The sequence below is a fragment of the Gephyromycinifex aptenodytis genome, assembly GCF_012277275.1.
Lineage (GTDB): Bacteria > Actinomycetota > Actinomycetes > Actinomycetales > Dermatophilaceae > Gephyromycinifex > Gephyromycinifex aptenodytis.
Genome location: NZ_CP051155.1, coordinates 54711 through 71554 on the forward strand (window position 1 = coordinate 54711; position 16844 = coordinate 71554).

15 protein-coding genes are annotated in these 16844 nt (G+C 67.6%); 6 read left to right on the forward strand and 9 right to left on the reverse strand.

Annotation, left to right across the window (positions count from 1 at the left end):
• Positions 1 to 38: 38 nt before the first annotated feature.
• The 3 genes from G9V96_RS00205 to G9V96_RS00215 all read right to left on the reverse strand — a co-directional run bounded on the left by G9V96_RS00205 (position 39) and on the right by G9V96_RS00215 (position 3640).
• Entirely contained in the window at positions 39 to 704 is a 666-nt protein-coding gene (locus G9V96_RS00205) for a response regulator (protein WP_168581231.1), read from the reverse strand.
• Entirely contained in the window at positions 704 to 1894 is a 1191-nt protein-coding gene (locus tag G9V96_RS00210; protein ID WP_168581232.1) for a sensor histidine kinase, read from the reverse strand. Before G9V96_RS00210 ends, G9V96_RS00205 begins: the two co-directional genes overlap by 1 nt.
• A gap of 81 nt (positions 1895 to 1975) precedes the next feature.
• Positions 1976 to 3640 carry a peptide ABC transporter substrate-binding protein gene (locus G9V96_RS00215; RefSeq protein WP_168581233.1) on the reverse strand — a complete coding sequence of 555 codons (1665 nt, stop codon included), beginning with the start codon at positions 3638 to 3640 and terminating at the stop codon, positions 1976 to 1978.
• A 238-nt stretch (positions 3641 to 3878) separates the two neighbouring features.
• Here G9V96_RS00215 and efp point away from each other — a divergent pair, with 238 nt between their 5' ends.
• Both efp and nusB read left to right on the forward strand, forming a co-directional pair.
• On the forward strand, positions 3879 to 4439 hold the full coding sequence (gene efp / locus G9V96_RS00220; protein ID WP_168581234.1) for an elongation factor P: 561 nt from the start codon (positions 3879 to 3881) through the stop codon (positions 4437 to 4439).
• Positions 4439 to 5008, forward strand: a complete 570-nt coding sequence (nusB, locus tag G9V96_RS00225) for a transcription antitermination factor NusB (protein ID WP_168581235.1) — start codon at positions 4439 to 4441, stop codon at positions 5006 to 5008. The genes efp and nusB overlap by 1 nt, the downstream gene beginning before the upstream one ends.
• Before the next feature lie 182 nt (positions 5009 to 5190).
• Here nusB and G9V96_RS00230 read toward each other — a convergent pair whose 3' ends face one another.
• Both G9V96_RS00230 and G9V96_RS00235 read right to left on the reverse strand, forming a co-directional pair.
• The gene (locus G9V96_RS00230) at positions 5191 to 6168 is read right to left on the reverse strand and encodes a bile acid:sodium symporter family protein (RefSeq protein WP_168581236.1); all 978 of its coding nucleotides are present in this window, start codon (positions 6166 to 6168) and stop codon (positions 5191 to 5193) included.
• A 109-nt stretch (positions 6169 to 6277) separates the two neighbouring features.
• Positions 6278 to 7873 (reverse strand): FMN-binding glutamate synthase family protein, encoded by a 1596-nt coding sequence (locus tag G9V96_RS00235; RefSeq protein WP_168581237.1) that lies wholly within the window; start codon positions 7871 to 7873, stop codon positions 6278 to 6280.
• A gap of 77 nt (positions 7874 to 7950) precedes the next feature.
• Between G9V96_RS00235 and G9V96_RS00240 the strand changes: the two genes are divergently transcribed.
• Complete coding sequence (locus tag G9V96_RS00240; protein ID WP_168581238.1) at positions 7951 to 8112, forward strand: hypothetical protein; 162 nt, start codon at positions 7951 to 7953, stop codon at positions 8110 to 8112.
• Here G9V96_RS00240 and pgi read toward each other — a convergent pair.
• The 4 genes from pgi to G9V96_RS00260 all read right to left on the reverse strand — a co-directional run bounded on the left by pgi (position 8078) and on the right by G9V96_RS00260 (position 12586).
• Positions 8078 to 9769, reverse strand: coding sequence for a glucose-6-phosphate isomerase (gene pgi / locus G9V96_RS00245; RefSeq protein WP_168581239.1), 1692 nt, complete (start codon positions 9767 to 9769; stop codon positions 8078 to 8080). The two genes, G9V96_RS00240 and pgi, sit on opposite strands and share 35 nt — an antisense overlap.
• 109 nt (positions 9770 to 9878) lie before the next feature.
• Positions 9879 to 10838 carry a sugar-binding transcriptional regulator gene (locus G9V96_RS00250; protein WP_168581240.1) on the reverse strand — a complete coding sequence of 320 codons (960 nt, stop codon included), beginning with the start codon at positions 10836 to 10838 and terminating at the stop codon, positions 9879 to 9881.
• A 103-nt stretch (positions 10839 to 10941) separates the two neighbouring features.
• Positions 10942 to 12156, reverse strand: a complete 1215-nt coding sequence (locus tag G9V96_RS00255) for a NupC/NupG family nucleoside CNT transporter (RefSeq protein ID WP_168581241.1) — start codon at positions 12154 to 12156, stop codon at positions 10942 to 10944.
• 10 nt (positions 12157 to 12166) lie between these two features.
• Positions 12167 to 12586, reverse strand: a complete 420-nt coding sequence (locus tag G9V96_RS00260) for a cytidine deaminase (RefSeq protein ID WP_226913345.1) — start codon at positions 12584 to 12586, stop codon at positions 12167 to 12169.
• A 231-nt stretch (positions 12587 to 12817) separates the two neighbouring features.
• Between G9V96_RS00260 and G9V96_RS00265 the strand changes: the two genes are divergently transcribed.
• The 3 genes from G9V96_RS00265 to G9V96_RS00275 all read left to right on the forward strand — a co-directional run bounded on the left by G9V96_RS00265 (position 12818) and on the right by G9V96_RS00275 (position 16677).
• The gene (locus G9V96_RS00265; protein ID WP_168581243.1) at positions 12818 to 14113 is read left to right on the forward strand and encodes a thymidine phosphorylase; all 1296 of its coding nucleotides are present in this window, start codon (positions 12818 to 12820) and stop codon (positions 14111 to 14113) included.
• A gap of 77 nt (positions 14114 to 14190) precedes the next feature.
• Positions 14191 to 14865 (forward strand): deoxyribose-phosphate aldolase, encoded by a 675-nt coding sequence (gene deoC / locus G9V96_RS00270; protein WP_168581244.1) that lies wholly within the window; start codon positions 14191 to 14193, stop codon positions 14863 to 14865.
• 51 nt (positions 14866 to 14916) lie between these two features.
• Positions 14917 to 16677: a phospho-sugar mutase gene (locus G9V96_RS00275; RefSeq protein ID WP_168581245.1), complete on the forward strand. Its 1761-nt coding sequence runs from the start codon at positions 14917 to 14919 to the stop codon at positions 16675 to 16677.
• Positions 16678 to 16844 lie beyond the last annotated feature (167 nt).

Genomic DNA, 16844 nt, shown 5'->3' on the forward strand with positions numbered 1-16844 from the left:
CCACGACGATCAGTCCTGGCGGGGCTGCCGGTCCACGCTCAGCACAGTTCGGCGTCGTGTACCCGAATGGCGATCTGGACCCGGTTATCGACTTCGAGCTTGGCGAAGATGTGCGAGACGTGCGCCTTGACGGTGGCCACGCTCATGAACAGCTCGGCGGCGATCTGCGCGTTGGACGCGCCGCGGGCTACGGCAAGGGCGACTTCGTGCTCGCGTTCGGTCAGCGCCGCCAATGAGGACAGTGCCGCTTGGCGTCGCTGCGCACCCGGGTCGCGGGTGGCGGCTTTGACCACCTGGGCCACGACGCTGGGGGAGAGCGTCTGCTCGCCTCTGGCGACGGCTTCGATGGCGGCGATCATCGCCGGCGGCGGGGTGTCCTTGAGCAGGAAACCGCTTGCCCCGCTGCGCAGCGCGTCGATGACTAGGTCGTCGGCGTCGAAGGTGGTCAGAACGAGGATTCGCGGCGGATGGGGCTGCTGCAGCAACAACCGGGTGGCACTGATCCCGTCCCGGCGCGGCATGCGCACGTCCATCAGGACCACATCAGGGGCGAACTCCTGCACCGCTGTGATCGCCTCGATGCCGTCGCAGGCTTCCCCGACGATTTCCAGCGTGGTGGCGCCACCGAGAATGAGCCGTAACCCTGAGCGCACGAGTGGATCGTCATCGACGATGACGACTCGGATAGCGCTTTGTTGGCTCATCACTCACCTTCCTGGTCGGCCCACGGTAGCGACAGACAGACCAGATAGCGGCCCTGTTCGGTGCCGTGTTGCAGAGAACCGCCGGTCAGCTCGGCGCGCTCAGCCAGGCCCAACAGGCCGACCCCGGCCCCGGGCGGCGGTTGCACAGCGCTCTCGGCGAGTGGGTTGGAGACCTGCATCCGCAGCTGCCCACCGGGGTGCCCGTCGATGGTGACTGTCACCGGCGTCCCCGGGGCGTGCTTGCGGGCGTTGGTCAGACATTCCTGCACGCCTCGATAGGCGTGGCGCCCGGTTGTGGTGGGGACCTGCGAGGGGTCGATGTGCAACTGCAGATCGATGCTTTGACCTGCGGCGCGGGCTTGAGTGATGAGTTCGCTCAGATCCGACAACGTCGGCTGCGGCGGCTCCAAACCGCCGGTGGTGCGGGTAGGCGCCGCACGCAGCACACCGAGCACCTCGCGTAGGTCGGTCAGGGCGCGGTGGGCGTTCTCCTGCACCAAGTGGGCTGTTTCCCGAGTCTGTTCTGGCCCCAGGTCCTCCCGGTAGGCCAGCGCCCCGGCGTGCAGCGCGACCAGCGAAATCCGGTGCGCCAGAACGTCGTGCATCTCCCGTGCGATGCGGGACCGTTCGTTGACGCGCGCCTGCTCGATGCGCAGTAGTTGCTCGCGCTCGGCCGTCTCGGCTCGGTCACGCAAGGACGCCAGAAGATCACGCCGGGCCCCCAGATAGAACCCGAGGGCGGTGACCAGGGTGTTCAGGATGACCCCGAACAGCAGGACTTCCCACAACGTGACATCGTCTGCGCCCGGTGTCGGGATCCACCATTCGTAGGCGCTGCCAGCCAGCGTCGCCAGGATGACGACCAGCGTGGAGGGCCACACTCGGCGGTGCGTGGCCAACGAGATCGTGGCAAAAACCCACGATCCGAAAGCCATCGCGGAAACCATCAACAGCAGCGACAACGCGGCCGCCGCGGCCAGCGGCGCGCGACGGCGCAGCGGCAGTAGGCCCACCGCCAGGGTCCCCAGAATCAGGTCGAGGAAGACCCGGAACTCGATCGTCGGGGAGATCACTTCGGGCTCCGGCGGCAACACCAGCGCCCAGGCACTCAGCCCCAGGAGCAGCGCCGCCGCGTATTTGGCCACGGTGCCCAACCAGGGTGGGGCAGCGGGTCGGGCGAACGTGTCCATGTGGGCAGCCTACGAAGCACGTGCCAGCGGCTACGACCCGCTGGGGTCGATGACGGCACCTACTTGGGTAGGGGTCGCGGGTCAGCCGCGGTGGATCTGGGTGTAGATCGGCACCCCGAAGACGTCGGTGCGCATCCCGGTGACCCCGGTGCCGTAGGCGGCGGTCGCGTTCAACGTCCACAGCGGCACCACGGGCAGATCGTGCAGCACGATGGTTTCGGCTTGGACGTAGGCGCCGACTTTTTCCGACAGCGGAACCTCACGGGCGTGTGTCAGCGCCATCAGCGCTCGAGGGTCGGCATAACCGGAGTCGTTGCCGGCGGCCCCGGCGATGAAACGCGGTGCCAAGAAACTCTCCAACGCCGGGTAGTCCATTTGGTACACCTGCACGTAGGGACCCGGTTCTTGCCCGGTGGCGACAGCTTCCTGCAGCGCCGGCAGGGTGGGGTAGGGGCGTGGCTCGCAGCGAATCCCCAGCGCTGCGGTAACCCCAGCGCACACTTCGTCGACCCATGGGGCGTGCCCGGCGTCACTGTTGAAGGCCAGGGTCAACTCGGTGGGGGCGCTGCGAGAGGTGGCTAGCGCGGTAGCCGCGCCTGCCGGGTCGGCGGTGCACAGGGCGCCGCACAGGGAACGTGAATAGCCTTCAACGACGGGGGCAGCCAGGTCAGTGGCCGGTACCCGTGTGTCCGCGAAGACGGTCGTGGCGATCTCGGAGCGGTCGATGGACATCGACAGGGCCTGGCGCGCGGCCAACCCGGCAGCGCCGCCCCAGCCACGGGCGCGAGTGGGCACCACAATCCCCACCGTGCGCCCCACCGGCTGGTTGATCGCGCGTTCCCCCAACTCGGTGCGGTAGGTGGGCAGGTCGCTCAGCGGCAGGTCATCCAGGACGTCCAGCGCCCCGGAATCCAGGTCCCGACGGGCGGCGTCCAGGTCTGCGTAGAGCCGAAAGTCGATGCCGGTGTTCGTCGCCGGGTCTGCGCCGGCGTAGGCGCTGCTCGGGCGCAGCCTGAGGGTGTCGGCCTGCTGCCAGCCCTCGGTGAGCAGGTACGGGCCGTTCCCGATCGGCTTGTCGGTGAAGGCCTGCGGATCGGTGAAGGCAACCCGCGGCAGCGGCGCGAACGCTTGATGGCCGAGCCGGTCGGTGAACCCGGGTTGGGGTGTGCGCAACCGGATGGTGAACGTGCGCTCGTCCAGGACGCGCAGCCCGCTCAGGCGAGGTTCGTGCCGGGGGCCGCCCGAGTCGGATGTAGATGCGGCACCAGGCTCATCCTGGCTCTGCCCGGTGGGGGTGTCGGCCCCAAGGATCGGGGAGAACAGCCACCGGTGCACGTGCGCGGGATCGGGCGCGGCGGCCAGACTCCAGGCGTCCACGAACGATGCCGCAGTGACGGGTTCGCCGTTGCTGAACCGCCAACCGGAGGCGAGGCGAACCCGGAAGAACTGGTCGTCCGTGGTCTCGATCGATTCGGCCACCTCGTTCACGGCCTTGCCTTTGGCGTCGTAGCGCAGCAGTCCGCGAAAGAGCAGGGCCGTGATGCGCGAACCGTAGGGGTCATCGACACGGGCCGGGTGCAGGTCGCGGGTGAACTCGCGGGCGTTGACCACGATCGGGGCGTTACTCGGGCGGGTGGTGGTGGCCGCCGGCGGGGCCGGTTCAGGCGCGCAGCCGGTGGCTAGCGTCATTGTCGAGATCACCGCTGCGCCGGCCATGGCGAGGAAGCGGGTGCGCGCGCGTCGCATCGGCTACCTCCGGGTGGCTTCGAGTGGCTGCAAGGTGGTTTCGGGTGGGCGGCTACCCCCACCTTGCCACGCGCGCCGCCACCGGATGGTTCCCTCGGGCAGACGGGCACGAGGCCAGGGCCAGCGACCGCTAGACTGGCGCAAGTTTCCGCCGTGTTCCGATTCGCGGCGGCGCACGCGGCCGGGCATCAGCGACGTGCCGCGTGAGAACCCACCGTCGAGACGAGGACAGACCCGCGTGGCCACAACGAACGACCTCAAGAACGGCATGGTGCTCAAGCTCGAGGGCCAGCTGTGGACCGTCATCGAGTTCCAGCACGTCAAGCCCGGCAAAGGCCCAGCCTTCGTACGTACCAAGCTGAAGAACGTCATGAGCGGTAAGACGATCGACAAGACGTTCAACGCTGGCACCAAGGTCGAGACGAGCAACGTCGACAAGCGCACGATGCAGTACCTGTACAAGGACGGCGACGACTTCGTCTTCATGGACGGCAAGACCTTCGACCAGGTCACGGTGGCTGCGGCTGTCGTGGGCGAGGCCGAGAAGTTCATGTTGGAGAACCAAGAGGCTGTCGTGGCAACGCACGAGGGCACCCCGCTGTTCGTGGAGCTGCCGGCCTCGGTCGAGCTGACCATCACCTTCACCGAGCCCGGCCTGCAGGGCGACCGCTCCACCGGCGGGACCAAGCCGGCCACGTTGGAGACCGGCGCCCAGATCGCGGTGCCGCTCTTCCTCGAGCAAGGCACCAAGGTCAAGGTCGACACTCGCGACGGTAGCTACCTCGGTCGCGTCAACTGATGGGCCAGGGGCGCCTGCCCAGCGACGATGGGGCTGAACGGGAGCTCGACGCCGAATGGGGCGATGGCGGTGCAGAGTTGCCGCTGCCGCAGGGGGTGCCGCAGGACGCGGTGCGCCAGGAGCGCCCGGCCGCCCGCAGTGATCGAGGTCTGCTCACCTCCGCTCGTAGCAAGGCGCGTCGCGCGGCAGTGGAGTTGCTCTTCGAGGCTGAGCAGCGCGGCCTGAACGCGGGCGTTCTGGTCGAACAGCGAATCGCCGCCCCGACCACCCAGACGCCGCTGCGCCAGTACACGATCGACATCGTGCGCGGTGTGGTGGCGTCGTGGGCAACCATCGAGGAGATCATCGCGACGTACAGCCGTGGTTGGCAGATCTCGCGCATGCCTGCCGTCGACCGGGCGATCCTTCGGGTCGCCACCTGGGAGATCATCCATAACGATGATGTGCCGGCGGCGGTCGCTGTCTCCGAAGCAGCCACGATCGCCAAGGTGCTCTCCACGGATGAGTCCCCGGCTTTCGTCAACGGCCTGCTCTCGCGAATCGCAGAGGTTGCACCCACCCTGCGTTGAGCACCCGCTGTGAACGGCAGCAACCGCGCCGGTATCCGATGAGGATGCCGGCGCGGTTGCGTCCTATCGGTCAGTCCGTTGCCACCGTGCCGGTTCGACTCGCGTCGCCGCAGGCACCGGTCGAGCAGCAGGCCGGTGACCGATCCAGACCTGGGCGGGTTCAGCCGGACCTGGTTGCGGTGTCAGTCCGCCAGCGGGCGCCGGCGCAGGATCGAGGCCAGCACCGCCCCGGAGAGGTTGTGCCACACCGAGAACACCGCGCCGGGCAGCGCCGCCATCGGGCTGACGTACGTGGCAGCCAGCGTCGTCGCCAACCCGGAGTTCTGCATTCCCACCTCGACGGCGGTGGTGCGGCACGCAGCCTCACGCTGACCGGTGGCCTTGGCCACGCCGTAACCGAGGGCATAACCTGCCACGTTGTGCAGCACGACGGCCAGCAGCACGATGCCCGCCGCGGAGGCGATCTTGTCCGCGGAACCGGCCACGACGGCCATCACCACACCGGTGATTCCGGCGACCGATAGCCACGGCAGAGCCGGCAAGACCTTCTCCACCACGGACGGGACCAGGACCCGTAGGAGCAGTCCCGCGATGACCGGGACGAGCACCATCTTCACGATCGACAGCGCCATCGCGCCGCCGGAGACGTCGAGGCGCTCGCCGGCCAGCGCCAAGGCCAACATCGGGGTGAGCAACGGGGCCAGCAGCGTCGATATCGAGGTCATGGTGACGGAGAGGGCGACATCCCCCTTGGCCAGGTAGGTGACCACGTTGGAGGAGGTGCCGCCGGGGGCGCAGCCGACGAGGATCACGCCCACTGCCAGTTCGGGTGGCAGCCGCAGCGCCGCGGCGATCGCCCACCCGAGCACCGGCATCAGGCCGTATTGTGCGACGACCCCGATCACCACCGGCAACGGCCGGCGGATGACGAGCAGGAAATCGGGTGGGGTCAGCGTGAGACCCATGGCGAACATGATGATTCCCAGCAGGGTGGGGACCCACGGCCCGAGCGCTGGGGCGATGGGGCCGGGCAGCAGGTAGGCCAGCGCTGCCCCGAGCAGGACCAGCAGCGGGAAGATCGTGACAGCCATCCGTGCCTGCCGCTCTTCCTTTGCGGCGAGGGTGGCGAGAGCAGTAGGCGGCTGCGAGGGGGCGGTCATGGCTTTTGTTCTAACTGAGGTGCTCATTGAGTGAGACGAATGGTCACATTTCGAGACAGTAAGGGCGCGCATGCCGCAGGCACACGCGCCCTTACCGGACTGCAATGGGCTACTTAACGGGGCTCTCCATCTGCCCGGCCGGGATCTCATCCTCGACGACCTCTTCGTCGTTGTTGAGGCTGTCCATGATCCGAACCAGCTCATCCATGTCGGCCTGGGAGGGATGACCCCAGCCGGGTTCGTAGCCCGCGACTTCCCGAAGGGAAACGCCTCTGGTCTGTCCGTAGAAGATTTCAATGTCTTCGGTGTCGACCAAGGCGGGGTGGGCGACCCCGGTGGACTCGGCCACCTTGAGCAGATCTCGCCGCAAGGTCTGGATGTAGCGAGCGTTCCGTTCGGCCTTGAGTTCGGGATCCAGGCTGCGCGCCAGCCACGGATTCTGCGTCGCCACCCCGGTCGGGCACTGGCCGGTGTGGCATTTCTGCGTCTGCAGACACCCGATGGCCAGCATGGCCTCGCGCGCGATGTTGATCATGTCCACGCCCAGCGCGAACGCGACCATGGCGTTGTCGGGCAGACCGAGCTTGCCTGACCCGATGAAGACCACGGAATCGGTCAGGCCGGCGCGGGCGAAGATCGAATAGACGCGGGCGAAACCGGTCTGGAAGGGCATCGAGACGCTGTCGCTGAACACCATCGGGGCAGCCCCGGTGCCGCCTTCGCCGCCGTCGATGGTGATGAAGTCCACGCCCCGGGTCCCGTCGCGCATCGCCTGCGCCAGGTCCTCCCAGAATGAGAGGTCGCCGACCGCCGACTTCACCCCGACCGGAAGACCGGTCGCCTCGGCGAGGGTCTCCACCCAGTCCAGCATCGAGTCGACGTCGTGGAAGGCCGTGTGTCGCGAGGGGCTGATGCAGTCCTGACCCTGGGGGATACCGCGGATCTCGGAGATCTCCGGGGTCACCTTCGCCGCAGGCAGCACCCCGCCCAGGCCCGGCTTGGCGCCTTGGCTGAGCTTGATCTCGAGCGCGCGCACCGGAGCGGATTCGACGATGGCGACGAGCTTGTCGAGATCGAAGTTGCCATCCTCGTCACGGCAACCGAAGTAGGCAGTTCCGATCTGCAGGATGAGGTCACCACCCTTGCGGTGGTGCAGCGAGAGGCCACCCTCACCGGTGTTGTGCAGGCAACCGGCGATAGCCGCGCCGGCGTTCAACGCCGCGATCGCCGGCGCCGACAGGCTGCCGTAGCTCATCGCCGAGACGTTGACGATCGAAGCGGGCCGAAAAGCCTTGCGGCGCCCGCGGGCCGCCCCCATGACTTTCGCGCACGGCAACGCCGCGTCGTGGTGGCTGTGGGCGGCCCCTGAACGTGGCGCGTGGGCGGAGAAGGTCCGATGTTTGATGATCGGGTAGCCCTCGAGGTGCTCCATGTCGTTGTCGGTCCCGAACCCGAAGTAGGTGTTCAGACCCTTGGCGGAGCTGTAGATGTAGCGCCGCTGGTCCCGGCTGAACGGCCGCTCTTCGTCGTTGCCGGCGACGATGTACTGCCGCAGCTCCGGTCCGATCGTCTCGACGAAATAGCGCCCATGACCGAGAACCGGGAAGGCGCGCAAAAGAGAGTGCTTCTTTTGAAAAACGTCGTGGAGGGCGACCCCGGCTACCGCTGCGACGGGCAGGCTCCACCATGCGCGTGTTGAACTCATGCGCGAAGTCTGCCGCTTATGAGGTCACTAGGGGCAGCTTGGAGACCACATATTCGCCGACGTCAGGGTCCCGAACGGTGAATCGTCAGGCGTTCGCCTCGGGCCTGCGGGCCATCACCGGGGATTTGCGGCTCGGCGCCGCTGCTCATGCCGGGACGGTCGCGGTGGAGATCAGCAGCGCGCTGACCTCCACCGCGGGGGTCCTCAGTTCGACCGGTTCGCCCGGTAGTACCGGATGAGCGCCTGGGTCGAGGAGTCCTGGGAACCCAGTGCGTCTTCATCACCGCCGACCGCCGGGGTGATCGCCTTGGCCAGTTGTTTGCCGAGTTCGACACCCCACTGGTCGAAGGAGTCGATGCCCCACACGATGCCTTGGGTGAAGGTGATGTGCTCATAGAGGGCGATGAGCTGGCCCACCACACTCGGGGTCAGCGCCGGCGCCATGATCGAGGTCGTCGGCTTGTTGCCCTCGAAGACTCGCGCCGAGACGATCTCCTCCGGTGTGCCTTCGGCGCGCACCTCCTCTTCGGTCTTGCCGAACGCCAGTGCGGCCGTTTGGGCGAAGAAGTTCGCCAAGAACAGCTCATGCACGTCTGAGTCGTCGCCCAAGGTGTCGCGCACCGGGTGGGCCGGGGTTGCGACCGCGATGAAGTCGGCCGGGATGAGCTGTGTTCCCTGGTGGATGAGCTGGTAGAAGGCGTGCTGGCCGTTGGTGCCCGGCTCGCCCCAGAACACCTCACCGGTCTCGCAGGTGACCGGCGAGCCGTCCCAGCGCACCGACTTGCCGTTGGACTCCATCGTCAACTGCTGCAGGTAGGCCGGGAAGCGGTGCAGGTACTGGGCGTAGGGGAGCACCGCGTGGGTGTCGGCCCCGAGGAAGTTCACGTTCCACACGTTGAGCAGGCCCATCAGCGCCGGCACGTTCTGCTCCAGCGGGGTGGTGGCGAAGTGCTCATCGATGGCGTGGAATCCGGCGAGGAAGTCCTCGAAGTTGCTGCGTCCCATCGCCAGCACCAGGCTCGTGCCGATCGCGGAGTCCACCGAGTAGCGCCCGCCGACCCAGTCCCAGAAGCCGAACGCGTTGTCCGGGTCGATCCCGAAGTCGGCGACCTTGTCCAGGGCGGTCGAGACGGCGACGAAGTGCTTGGTGACGGCCTTGCTGCGGCCTGCCTCGCTGTCCTCGATGGCGCCGGCCTTGGTCAGCGCATCGAGCAGCCACGACTTGACCATTCGGGCGTTGGTCAGGGTCTCCAGCGTGGTGAAGGTCTTGCTCGCCACCACCACCAGGGTCGTCTCCGGGTCCAGCCCCGCGGTGGTCTGCGCGGCGTCGGTCGGGTCGATGTTGCTGATGAACCGGCAGTCCGGGCCGTCGCAGTAGGGCTGTAGCGCCTCGTAGACCATGACCGGGCCCAGGTCGGAGCCGCCGATGCCGATGTTGATCACCGTCTCGATCGGCTTGCCGGTGACGCCCTTCCACTGCCCCGAGCGCACCTGCTCGGCGAACGCGTACACCTTCTCCAGCGTGGCGTGCACGTCCTCATCGACGTTCTGGCCATCCACGACCAGCGCCGGAGTTGCGCCCTTAGGGCGGCGCAGCGCCGTGTGCAGCACTGCGCGGTCCTCGGTGAGGTTGATGTGCTCACCGGAGAACATGGCGTCCCGGCGGGCCGGCAAGTTCACCTCTTCGGCGAGGTCGATCAGCGCCGCGATCACGGCGTCGTTAAGCAGGTTCTTGGACAGGTCCACGTACAGGTCACCTGCGGTGAAAGACATCCGCTGCGCCCGATCGGGGTCCTGCTCGAACCAGCCGCGAAGGTCCGGCGTCATCCAGGCCTCGAGATCGGTGAGCCTGTCCCAGGCTTTGGTTGTCGTGGGGTCGATCGGTGGGGTCGTCATGGCCGTGTCGCACCTGCCCATTCGTTGAGTTCATCGTGCCCGTGAGCGACTGGCGCTCCCGGCACAGCCTAGTGCTCCACGCCGACCTCCCTCGGAACAGGCTGCCTGCTCAGGCGCGTCCCGTCACGGATCCGGCAGGTTCCTGCAGCACTGCGGCCGCGGTGTGGTTGTCGGTGACCAGGTGGGTGGCGAATCCGTTGCGCAGGGCGACACGCAACGCGCGCGCCTTACGGCGTCCCGTGGCCACCAATATTCGGGTCGGTTTGGCCACCAGATCCTCGATGCCGATGCCGACCGTGCGCGCGTCGAGCTCCGGCAGGGCGAGCTGCCCGAAGTCGTCGTAGAAGTGCGAGCACAGATCCCCGGCCGCCTTCTCCAGCAGGATGTCCTGCTCCTGGCTGGACAGATAACCCAGTTTGAACAGCGTCGCCTCGGGCTCGACCGCGCCCACGGTGAAGATGGCGATCTGGGTGCGCCGCCCCAGGTCGATGACGTCTGCGAGGTGTCGGTCGCCCTCGACAATCTCCTTCACTGCCGGGTTCTCGAAGATCACCGGCAACGGAAGGAGGCGGGCGTAGCCGCCGAACGCGCGCCGGAACAACTCGATGGTCTCGTGGTCGCGGGTGGAGGTGGTGGTGTAGGAACGGCCGCCCTTGAGCTGCACGATCTCCACTCCGCGCCGGTCCTGGGGAGTCAAGGATCTGGCGACGGCGTACATCGTCTCGCCCCAAGTCACCCCGAGCAGCGCACCGTCGTCGACGAGTTGTTGCAGCAGCAGCGCACCCTGGCGGCCCACCTCACGCAAGGTGCCCACGGAATCCTCCTGCGGGTGCGCGATCCGCACCTCGGCAAGGCCGAAGCGCTCTCGCAGCGCACGTCCGAGATCGTCGCCGACCTGGCGCGGGTCGTGAATCTCGATGCGCACGAAGCCGCGCTCGCGGGCGTGAGAGATGAGCTTGGAAACGGTGGGACGAGCCACGCGCAGCCGCTCGGCCACGTCGGCCTGGGACAGTCCGTCCTCGTAGTAGAGGCGCGCCGCCTCGAGCGCTTGAATGTCTCGGTCCTGCATCGGGTTCCTTCCATGATCAGGGCACGCCCACACATGCAGGTGCCCCCGGGGTGCCTGCCGCAGGAAGCGGGCGGGCCCAGGGGCACACGCAGGTAATACGTCCTCAGAAGGCTACGACTCCCACGATCGCGGCATTGAGCAGGTTGGTGCAGGTCCCGGCCAGCAGTGCCAGCATCCCCAGCCGCGCGACGTCACCGCGCCGCTCCGGACTCAGCGCGCCGAACGCGCCGATCTGGATGGCGATGGAGCTGAAGTTCGCGAAGCCGGCCAGGGCGAAGGAGGAGATCATGACCGCCTTCGGCGAGAGGTCGTCAACCTGTTGGCTGAAGGCCGTGAACCCGACGAACTCGTTCAGGACCGTCTTCTGGCCGATGAAGTTGCCGACCACGCCGGCCTCATTCCACGGAACTCCGAGCACCCAGGCGACCGGGGCGAAGAGCAGACCGAAGAGGCCTTCCAGCGACCAGCCGGGCTGTCCGAGAGCGTTGCCGATGCCGCCCAAGATCGCCGAGATCAGGGCGATCAGCGCGACGAAGGCAATCAGCAGGCAGCCGACGATAACGGCGATCTTGCCACCGGCCATCGCACCGCGGCCCAGGGCGTCGATGAGGTTGCGCGACTCGGTGTCGCGCACGTCGCGGACGCTGGCGTCGTTCGTCGGGGTCTCGGTCTCGGGGAAGAACGCCTTGGCCATGAGCAGTGAGCCGGGGGCGTTCATCACGCTGGCCGCCAGCAGGTAGGGCAGCGGCGCGCCGAGCAAGGAGTAACCGATCAGCGTGGAGCCGGCCACCGCTGCGAAGCCGCCGGTCATACAGGTGAACAACTCGGCCATGGTCAGGGTGCGGATGTAGGGGGCGATCATCAGCGGCGCCTCACTCTGGCCGAGGAAGATCACGGTCGAGGCCCAGACGCCCTCGATCTTGCTGGTGCCCATGAGCTTCTGCAGCAGGGTGCCGATGATGTCGACGAAGAACTGGATGACCCGCAAGTAGTACAGGGCCCCGATGATGGCGCCGAGGAAGATGATCACCGGCAGGACATTCAAGGCGAACACGAAGCCGGTGTTCTCACCCATCAGCCCACCGAAGACGAACTGGGTGCCCTTGTCGGTGAAGCTGATCGCCTTGGTGATGAGTTCGGCGACCCACTTCAGTGCTGCGAACCCCGGTTCCCACTTCAGGACGATCAGCGCGAAAGCGATCTGCAGGGTCAGCCCCACCCCGAGCGTGCGCCAGTTGATGCGCGAGCGGTGCCGCGACATGGCAATGGCCAGCCCCAGGATGAGGACGATGCCGATGATTCCTTGGAAGCGTTCCATAGCGATCTCCTCAGGCGAGGTCGGAGGGGCCGAAGCCGAAGGGGAGGAGTTCGCTGAACCGGTGCGCGCGCGGCTCGCCCGACTCTTCGACGATCACCTGCTGGCAACCGAACTCGTGCAACACCTGGCGGCAGGCGCCGCACGGATAGCACGGCGAGGCTTTCAACCCGATGATCGCGACGCGCACGATCTGGCGCTCGCCGGGGTCGGTGCTCTGCGCAACCATGCGCGTGACCGCGGTGCGCTCGGCGCAGATGGTCAGTCCGTAGGACGCGTTCTCGACATTGCAGCCGGTGACGATCACTCCTGAGCGCAGGTGCAGTGCGGCCCCGACGGGGAACCGGCTGTAGGGGACGTACGCGGACTCCGCCGCCTCGCGGGCCCGGTCGAGCAATGCGCGATCGTCGAGCGCTTGGTTGGTCTGGGGCACGACTGCCTTCCCGGCCGTCGAGCCTCGACGGCCTTGTCGAGATCGGCGCCCGCTTGGCTGCGCCGCTGAAACACCTCTTGGAACATCGGTTCTGATGGTCCTTGACATATGTTCCGGGGTTCAGCCTAGGATCGATCGCAAGCGTCTTCAAGCGCTGGAGAGCATCTTTTTCGCGGCCGGTCACAACGCGGCGGACACCGCACCGAGCCGGGTGGAGAGAAGGGATTTACCGTGCCTGAGAAGTTCGATGCCGTCGATGTCATCCGGACCAAGCGCGACAACGGACGCCTCTGCGAGGCGCAGATCGATTGGGTGGTCGACGCCTACACCCGAGGTGTCGTGGCCGACGAGCAGATGGCTGCTCTGGCGATGGCGATCTTCCTCAACGGGATGGATCGCGCCGAAATCGCCCGCTGGACCGCAGCGATGATCGCCTCCGGGGAGCGTATGAGTTTTGAGAAGCTCTCCCGCCCCACCTGCGACAAACACTCCACCGGCGGCGTCGGAGACAAGATCACGCTGCCGTTGGCCCCCCTCGTGGCCTGTTTCGACGTGGCTGTACCGCAGTTGTCCGGACGCGGACTGGGGCACACCGGTGGCACGCTGGACAAACTCGAGGCCATCCCCGGCTGGCAGGCCGCGCTCGACAACGACCGGATGATGCAGATCCTGGACGAGATCGGCGCTGTCATCTGCGCTGCAGGCTCCGGCCTGGCACCGGCGGACAAGAAGCTCTACGCCCTGCGCGACATCACCAGCACGGTCGAGGCCATCCCGCTCATCGCCAGTTCCATCATGAGCAAGAAGATCGCCGAAGGTACCGGCGCACTGGTCCTGGACGTCAAAGTCGGTTCGGGTGCCTTCATGAAGGACATCGACCAGGCCCGCGAGCTCGCCCGCACCATGGTCGACCTCGGTGTAGACGCAGGCGTGAACACGGTGGCGTTGCTGACCGACATGTCCCGGCCGCTGGGGCGCCTGATCGGAAACGCTCTCGAGGTGCAGGAATCGGTTGAGGTTCTCGCCGGTGGCGGCCCCAAGGACGTCGTCGACCTCACCTGCGCCCTTGCCCGCGAGATGCTCACCTTGGCCGGCAAACCGGACTGCGACGTGGAGCAGGCACTGCAGGACGGACGCGCCATGGACGTGTGGAAGCGGATGATCGCCGCCCAGGGCGGGGACCCGGAAGCCGAGCTTCCTCGAGCCAAAGAAACCCAGGACGTGTTCGCCGAGCAGGACGGCGTGCTCACCGAGTTGGACGCTCTCAGCATCGGGGTCGCGAGTTGGCGGCTGGGCGCGGGCCGTGCCCGCAAAGAGGAGCAGGTCCAGGCCGGCGCCGGGATCGAGATCCACGTTGAGCCGGGCGAGCGGGTCAAAGCCGGTCAGAAGCTGCTCACTCTGCACACCGACACCCCGGAGCGCTTCGAGCGCGCCCAGGAGAGCCTGGTCGGTGGCCTGGTCATCGATCCAGATGCGGCGCCGGGCACTGGCGCCCGCGGTGACGTCGTGCTGGACCGGATCGGCTGAGCCGCACCGAGCCGTGTCACCGAGCCCGGAACCACCCGGCTCGGTGACACCCACCTGTGTCCGAGAGGATTGCCGTCATGAGCACACCCACACCTGCCCACCTCAGCCGCGCTGAACTGGCCCAAATGGTCGACCACACGTTGCTGAAACCGGAGGCAACCCGCGACCAGGTCCAGGCGCTCGCCGCGCAGGCAGCGGAGCTGGGTGCCTATTCCATCTGCGTGTCGCCCTCGATGCTGCCGGTCGAGGTCTCCCCGAGGGTGAAGGTGGCTACGGTCTGCGGGTTCCCTTCCGGCGCGCACCACCCGGAGGTGAAGGCGGGGGAGGCGCTGCGGTCGGTACGTGACGGCGCGGACGAGATCGACATGGTCATCAACATCGCCCGTCTCATCCAAGGCGACCTCGCCCACACCGAGGCCGAGATCGCTGCGGTTCGGGCCGCAGTTCCCCCACCGGTGATCCTCAAGGTCATCATCGAGTCCGCTGCGTTGAACGAGGAGCAGATCGTGCAGGCCTGCCAGGCCGCCGAGCGCGCCGGGGCGGACTTCGTCAAGACTTCGACCGGCTTCCACCCGGCAGGCGGGGCGAGCGTGGAAGCTGTCGCGCTGATGGCGGCAACTGTGGGGGACCGCCTCGGGGTCAAGGCCTCCGGCGGTATCCGCACCACCGAGGCCGCCTTGGCGATGGTCGAGGCTGGCGCTACCCGGCTCGGCCTATCCGGAACTGAAGCCGTGCTGGAGGGCCTGCACTGAAGGTGCGCCCCACCTGCTTGCCCGTCATCTCGTCCGTCGAAGGAGACCGATATGGCCGACGTCGTATCCGCCCCGCAGCCCGAGGACCTCGCTGGTCTGCTTGAACGAGCCCGGCACTGGTGCGCGCATGACCCTGCCCCGGCAGAGCGCGCAGCGTTGAGCGCCCTCATCGAGCAGGCTCAGGCGGGGGAGGCGGAAGCGCTGGCCGACCTCGCCTCTCGCTTCACCGGACCGCTGACCTTCGGCACCGCCGGGCTGCGGGGTGCGGTGGGCGCCGGTGAGACACGGATGAACCGGGCTGTGGTCGCCCGGGCCACCTTCGGGCTGATGGGGTACCTGAACGGAATCGTCGAGGAACCCCGGGTCGTCATCGGATGCGATGCCCGGCACGGCTCGGCCGACTTCGCCCGCACGGTGGCTCAGGTGGTGGCCGCAGCGGGCGGGCGTGCCCTGGTGCTGCCTGCCCAACTTCCTACTCCGGTCCTGGCGTACGCGGTGCGCGACCTGCAGGCCGACGCCGGAGTGATGGTGACCGCCTCCCACAACCCCCCGGCCGACAACGGTTACAAGGTGTACCTGGGCGGTCGGGTAGCCCAGGACGAAGCTCGCGGGGTGCAGATCGTTCCCCCGGCCGACCGGTTGATCGCCGAGAACATCGCGGCAGCCCCACCCGCCGACCAAATCCCCGGAGTACCCAGCGACGACGACGGCGTGCTCGAACAGCCCGAGGACGCCAAGATCGTCCTGCTCGATCATGGCGTGGTCGCCGGTTATGTCGGGCGCGCCGCCTCATTGGCCGGCTCCCAACTCGATGCCGACATCTCGATTGTGCTCACCCCCCTGCACGGCGTCGGAGGGCAACTGGCATGCGATGTCCTGGCCACCGCCGGTTTCCCTGAGGTCCAACTGGTACCCGAGCAGGCCGAACCCGACCCGGACTTCCCGACCGTGGCCTTCCCCAATCCCGAGGAACCGGGTGCGCTCGACCTGGCGCTGGACCTGGCCCGGCGCAGCGATGCCGATGTCGTGATCGCCCTGGACCCCGACGCCGACCGCTGTTCGGTAGCCACCCCAGATCCCAGCGCCCCCGGCGGGTGGCGGCAGCTCACCGGCGACGAGCTCGGAGCGCTGCTGGGGGAACAGGCGGCACAGCGCACCGCGCAGGAGGGGGACCCGGACACGGCAGTCCTGGCTTGTTCCATCGTCTCCAGCCGCCAGCTTGCCCGGATCGCCGCGGCGCACGGCTGCCAGCACGCCACCACCTTGACCGGTTTCAAATGGATCGCGCGCACCCCCGGAATCGTGTTCGGTTACGAGGAAGCCATCGGCTATTGCACCGACCCCGGTTATGTGCGCGACAAGGACGGCATCGGCACCGCGGTGCGGGTCGCCGCACTGGTGGCGCAACTGCGCAGCCAAGGACGCACCCTGTGCGACGCGCTGGACGACCTCGCCCGGCGAGACGGCTTACATGCCACCAGCCAGGTGTCCTTCCGGGTCAGTGACCTGCAGCTGATCGGCGACGCGATGGCCCGTCTACGCCAGAACCCCCCGACCGTCCTTGCCGACTCGGCGGTAGTCGAGGTGGCAGACCTGGCGCGGGGCTACGCGGGGCTGCTCCCCACCGACGGGTTGCTGCTGCGGACCGAACGCGACGACCGGGTCATCGTGCGTCCCTCCGGAACCGAGCCCAAGCTGAAGTGCTACCTGGAGGTGATCCTGGCCGCGTGCGACGGGCGGGTGCCGCGAGATGCGGCCCAGCAGCGGCTGAGGCAGCTGGAGAAGGACGTGAGCGCCGTCGTCGCGTTGTGATCCGATCCGAGTCCTCGCCCGAGCCTTCCTAGAACCGATCAATCCGCTCTCTGGTGCCGGGTACAGCAGTCGGCCGCAGAGGCGGTAGGCTGCGGGCGTTCGACGTCCTTTAACCACCGTCCTGTGAGGCGGGGAAGGAGGTCAGGCGCGGTGACGCGACCCGACTC

Bases quoted from the DNA above. Each gene is read 5' to 3' on its own strand.
- G9V96_RS00205 (WP_168581231.1), bottom strand. From the start codon at position 704: ATGAGCCAACAAAGCGCTATCCGAGTCGTCATCGTCGATGACGATCCA.
- G9V96_RS00210 (WP_168581232.1), bottom strand. From the start codon at position 1,894: ATGGACACGTTCGCCCGACCCGCTGCCCCACCCTGGTTGGGCACCGTG.
- G9V96_RS00215 (WP_168581233.1), bottom strand. From the start codon at position 3,640: ATGCGACGCGCGCGCACCCGCTTCCTCGCCATGGCCGGCGCAGCGGTG.
- nusB (WP_168581235.1), top strand. From the start codon at position 4,439: ATGGGCCAGGGGCGCCTGCCCAGCGACGATGGGGCTGAACGGGAGCTC.
- G9V96_RS00230 (WP_168581236.1), bottom strand. From the start codon at position 6,168: ATGACCGCCCCCTCGCAGCCGCCTACTGCTCTCGCCACCCTCGCCGCA.
- G9V96_RS00235 (WP_168581237.1), bottom strand. From the start codon at position 7,873: ATGAGTTCAACACGCGCATGGTGGAGCCTGCCCGTCGCAGCGGTAGCC.
- pgi (WP_168581239.1), bottom strand. From the start codon at position 9,769: ATGACGACCCCACCGATCGACCCCACGACAACCAAAGCCTGGGACAGG.
- G9V96_RS00250 (WP_168581240.1), bottom strand. From the start codon at position 10,838: ATGCAGGACCGAGACATTCAAGCGCTCGAGGCGGCGCGCCTCTACTAC.
- G9V96_RS00255 (WP_168581241.1), bottom strand. From the start codon at position 12,156: ATGGAACGCTTCCAAGGAATCATCGGCATCGTCCTCATCCTGGGGCTG.
- deoC (WP_168581244.1), top strand. From the start codon at position 14,191: ATGAGCACACCCACACCTGCCCACCTCAGCCGCGCTGAACTGGCCCAA.
- G9V96_RS00275 (WP_168581245.1), top strand. From the start codon at position 14,917: ATGGCCGACGTCGTATCCGCCCCGCAGCCCGAGGACCTCGCTGGTCTG.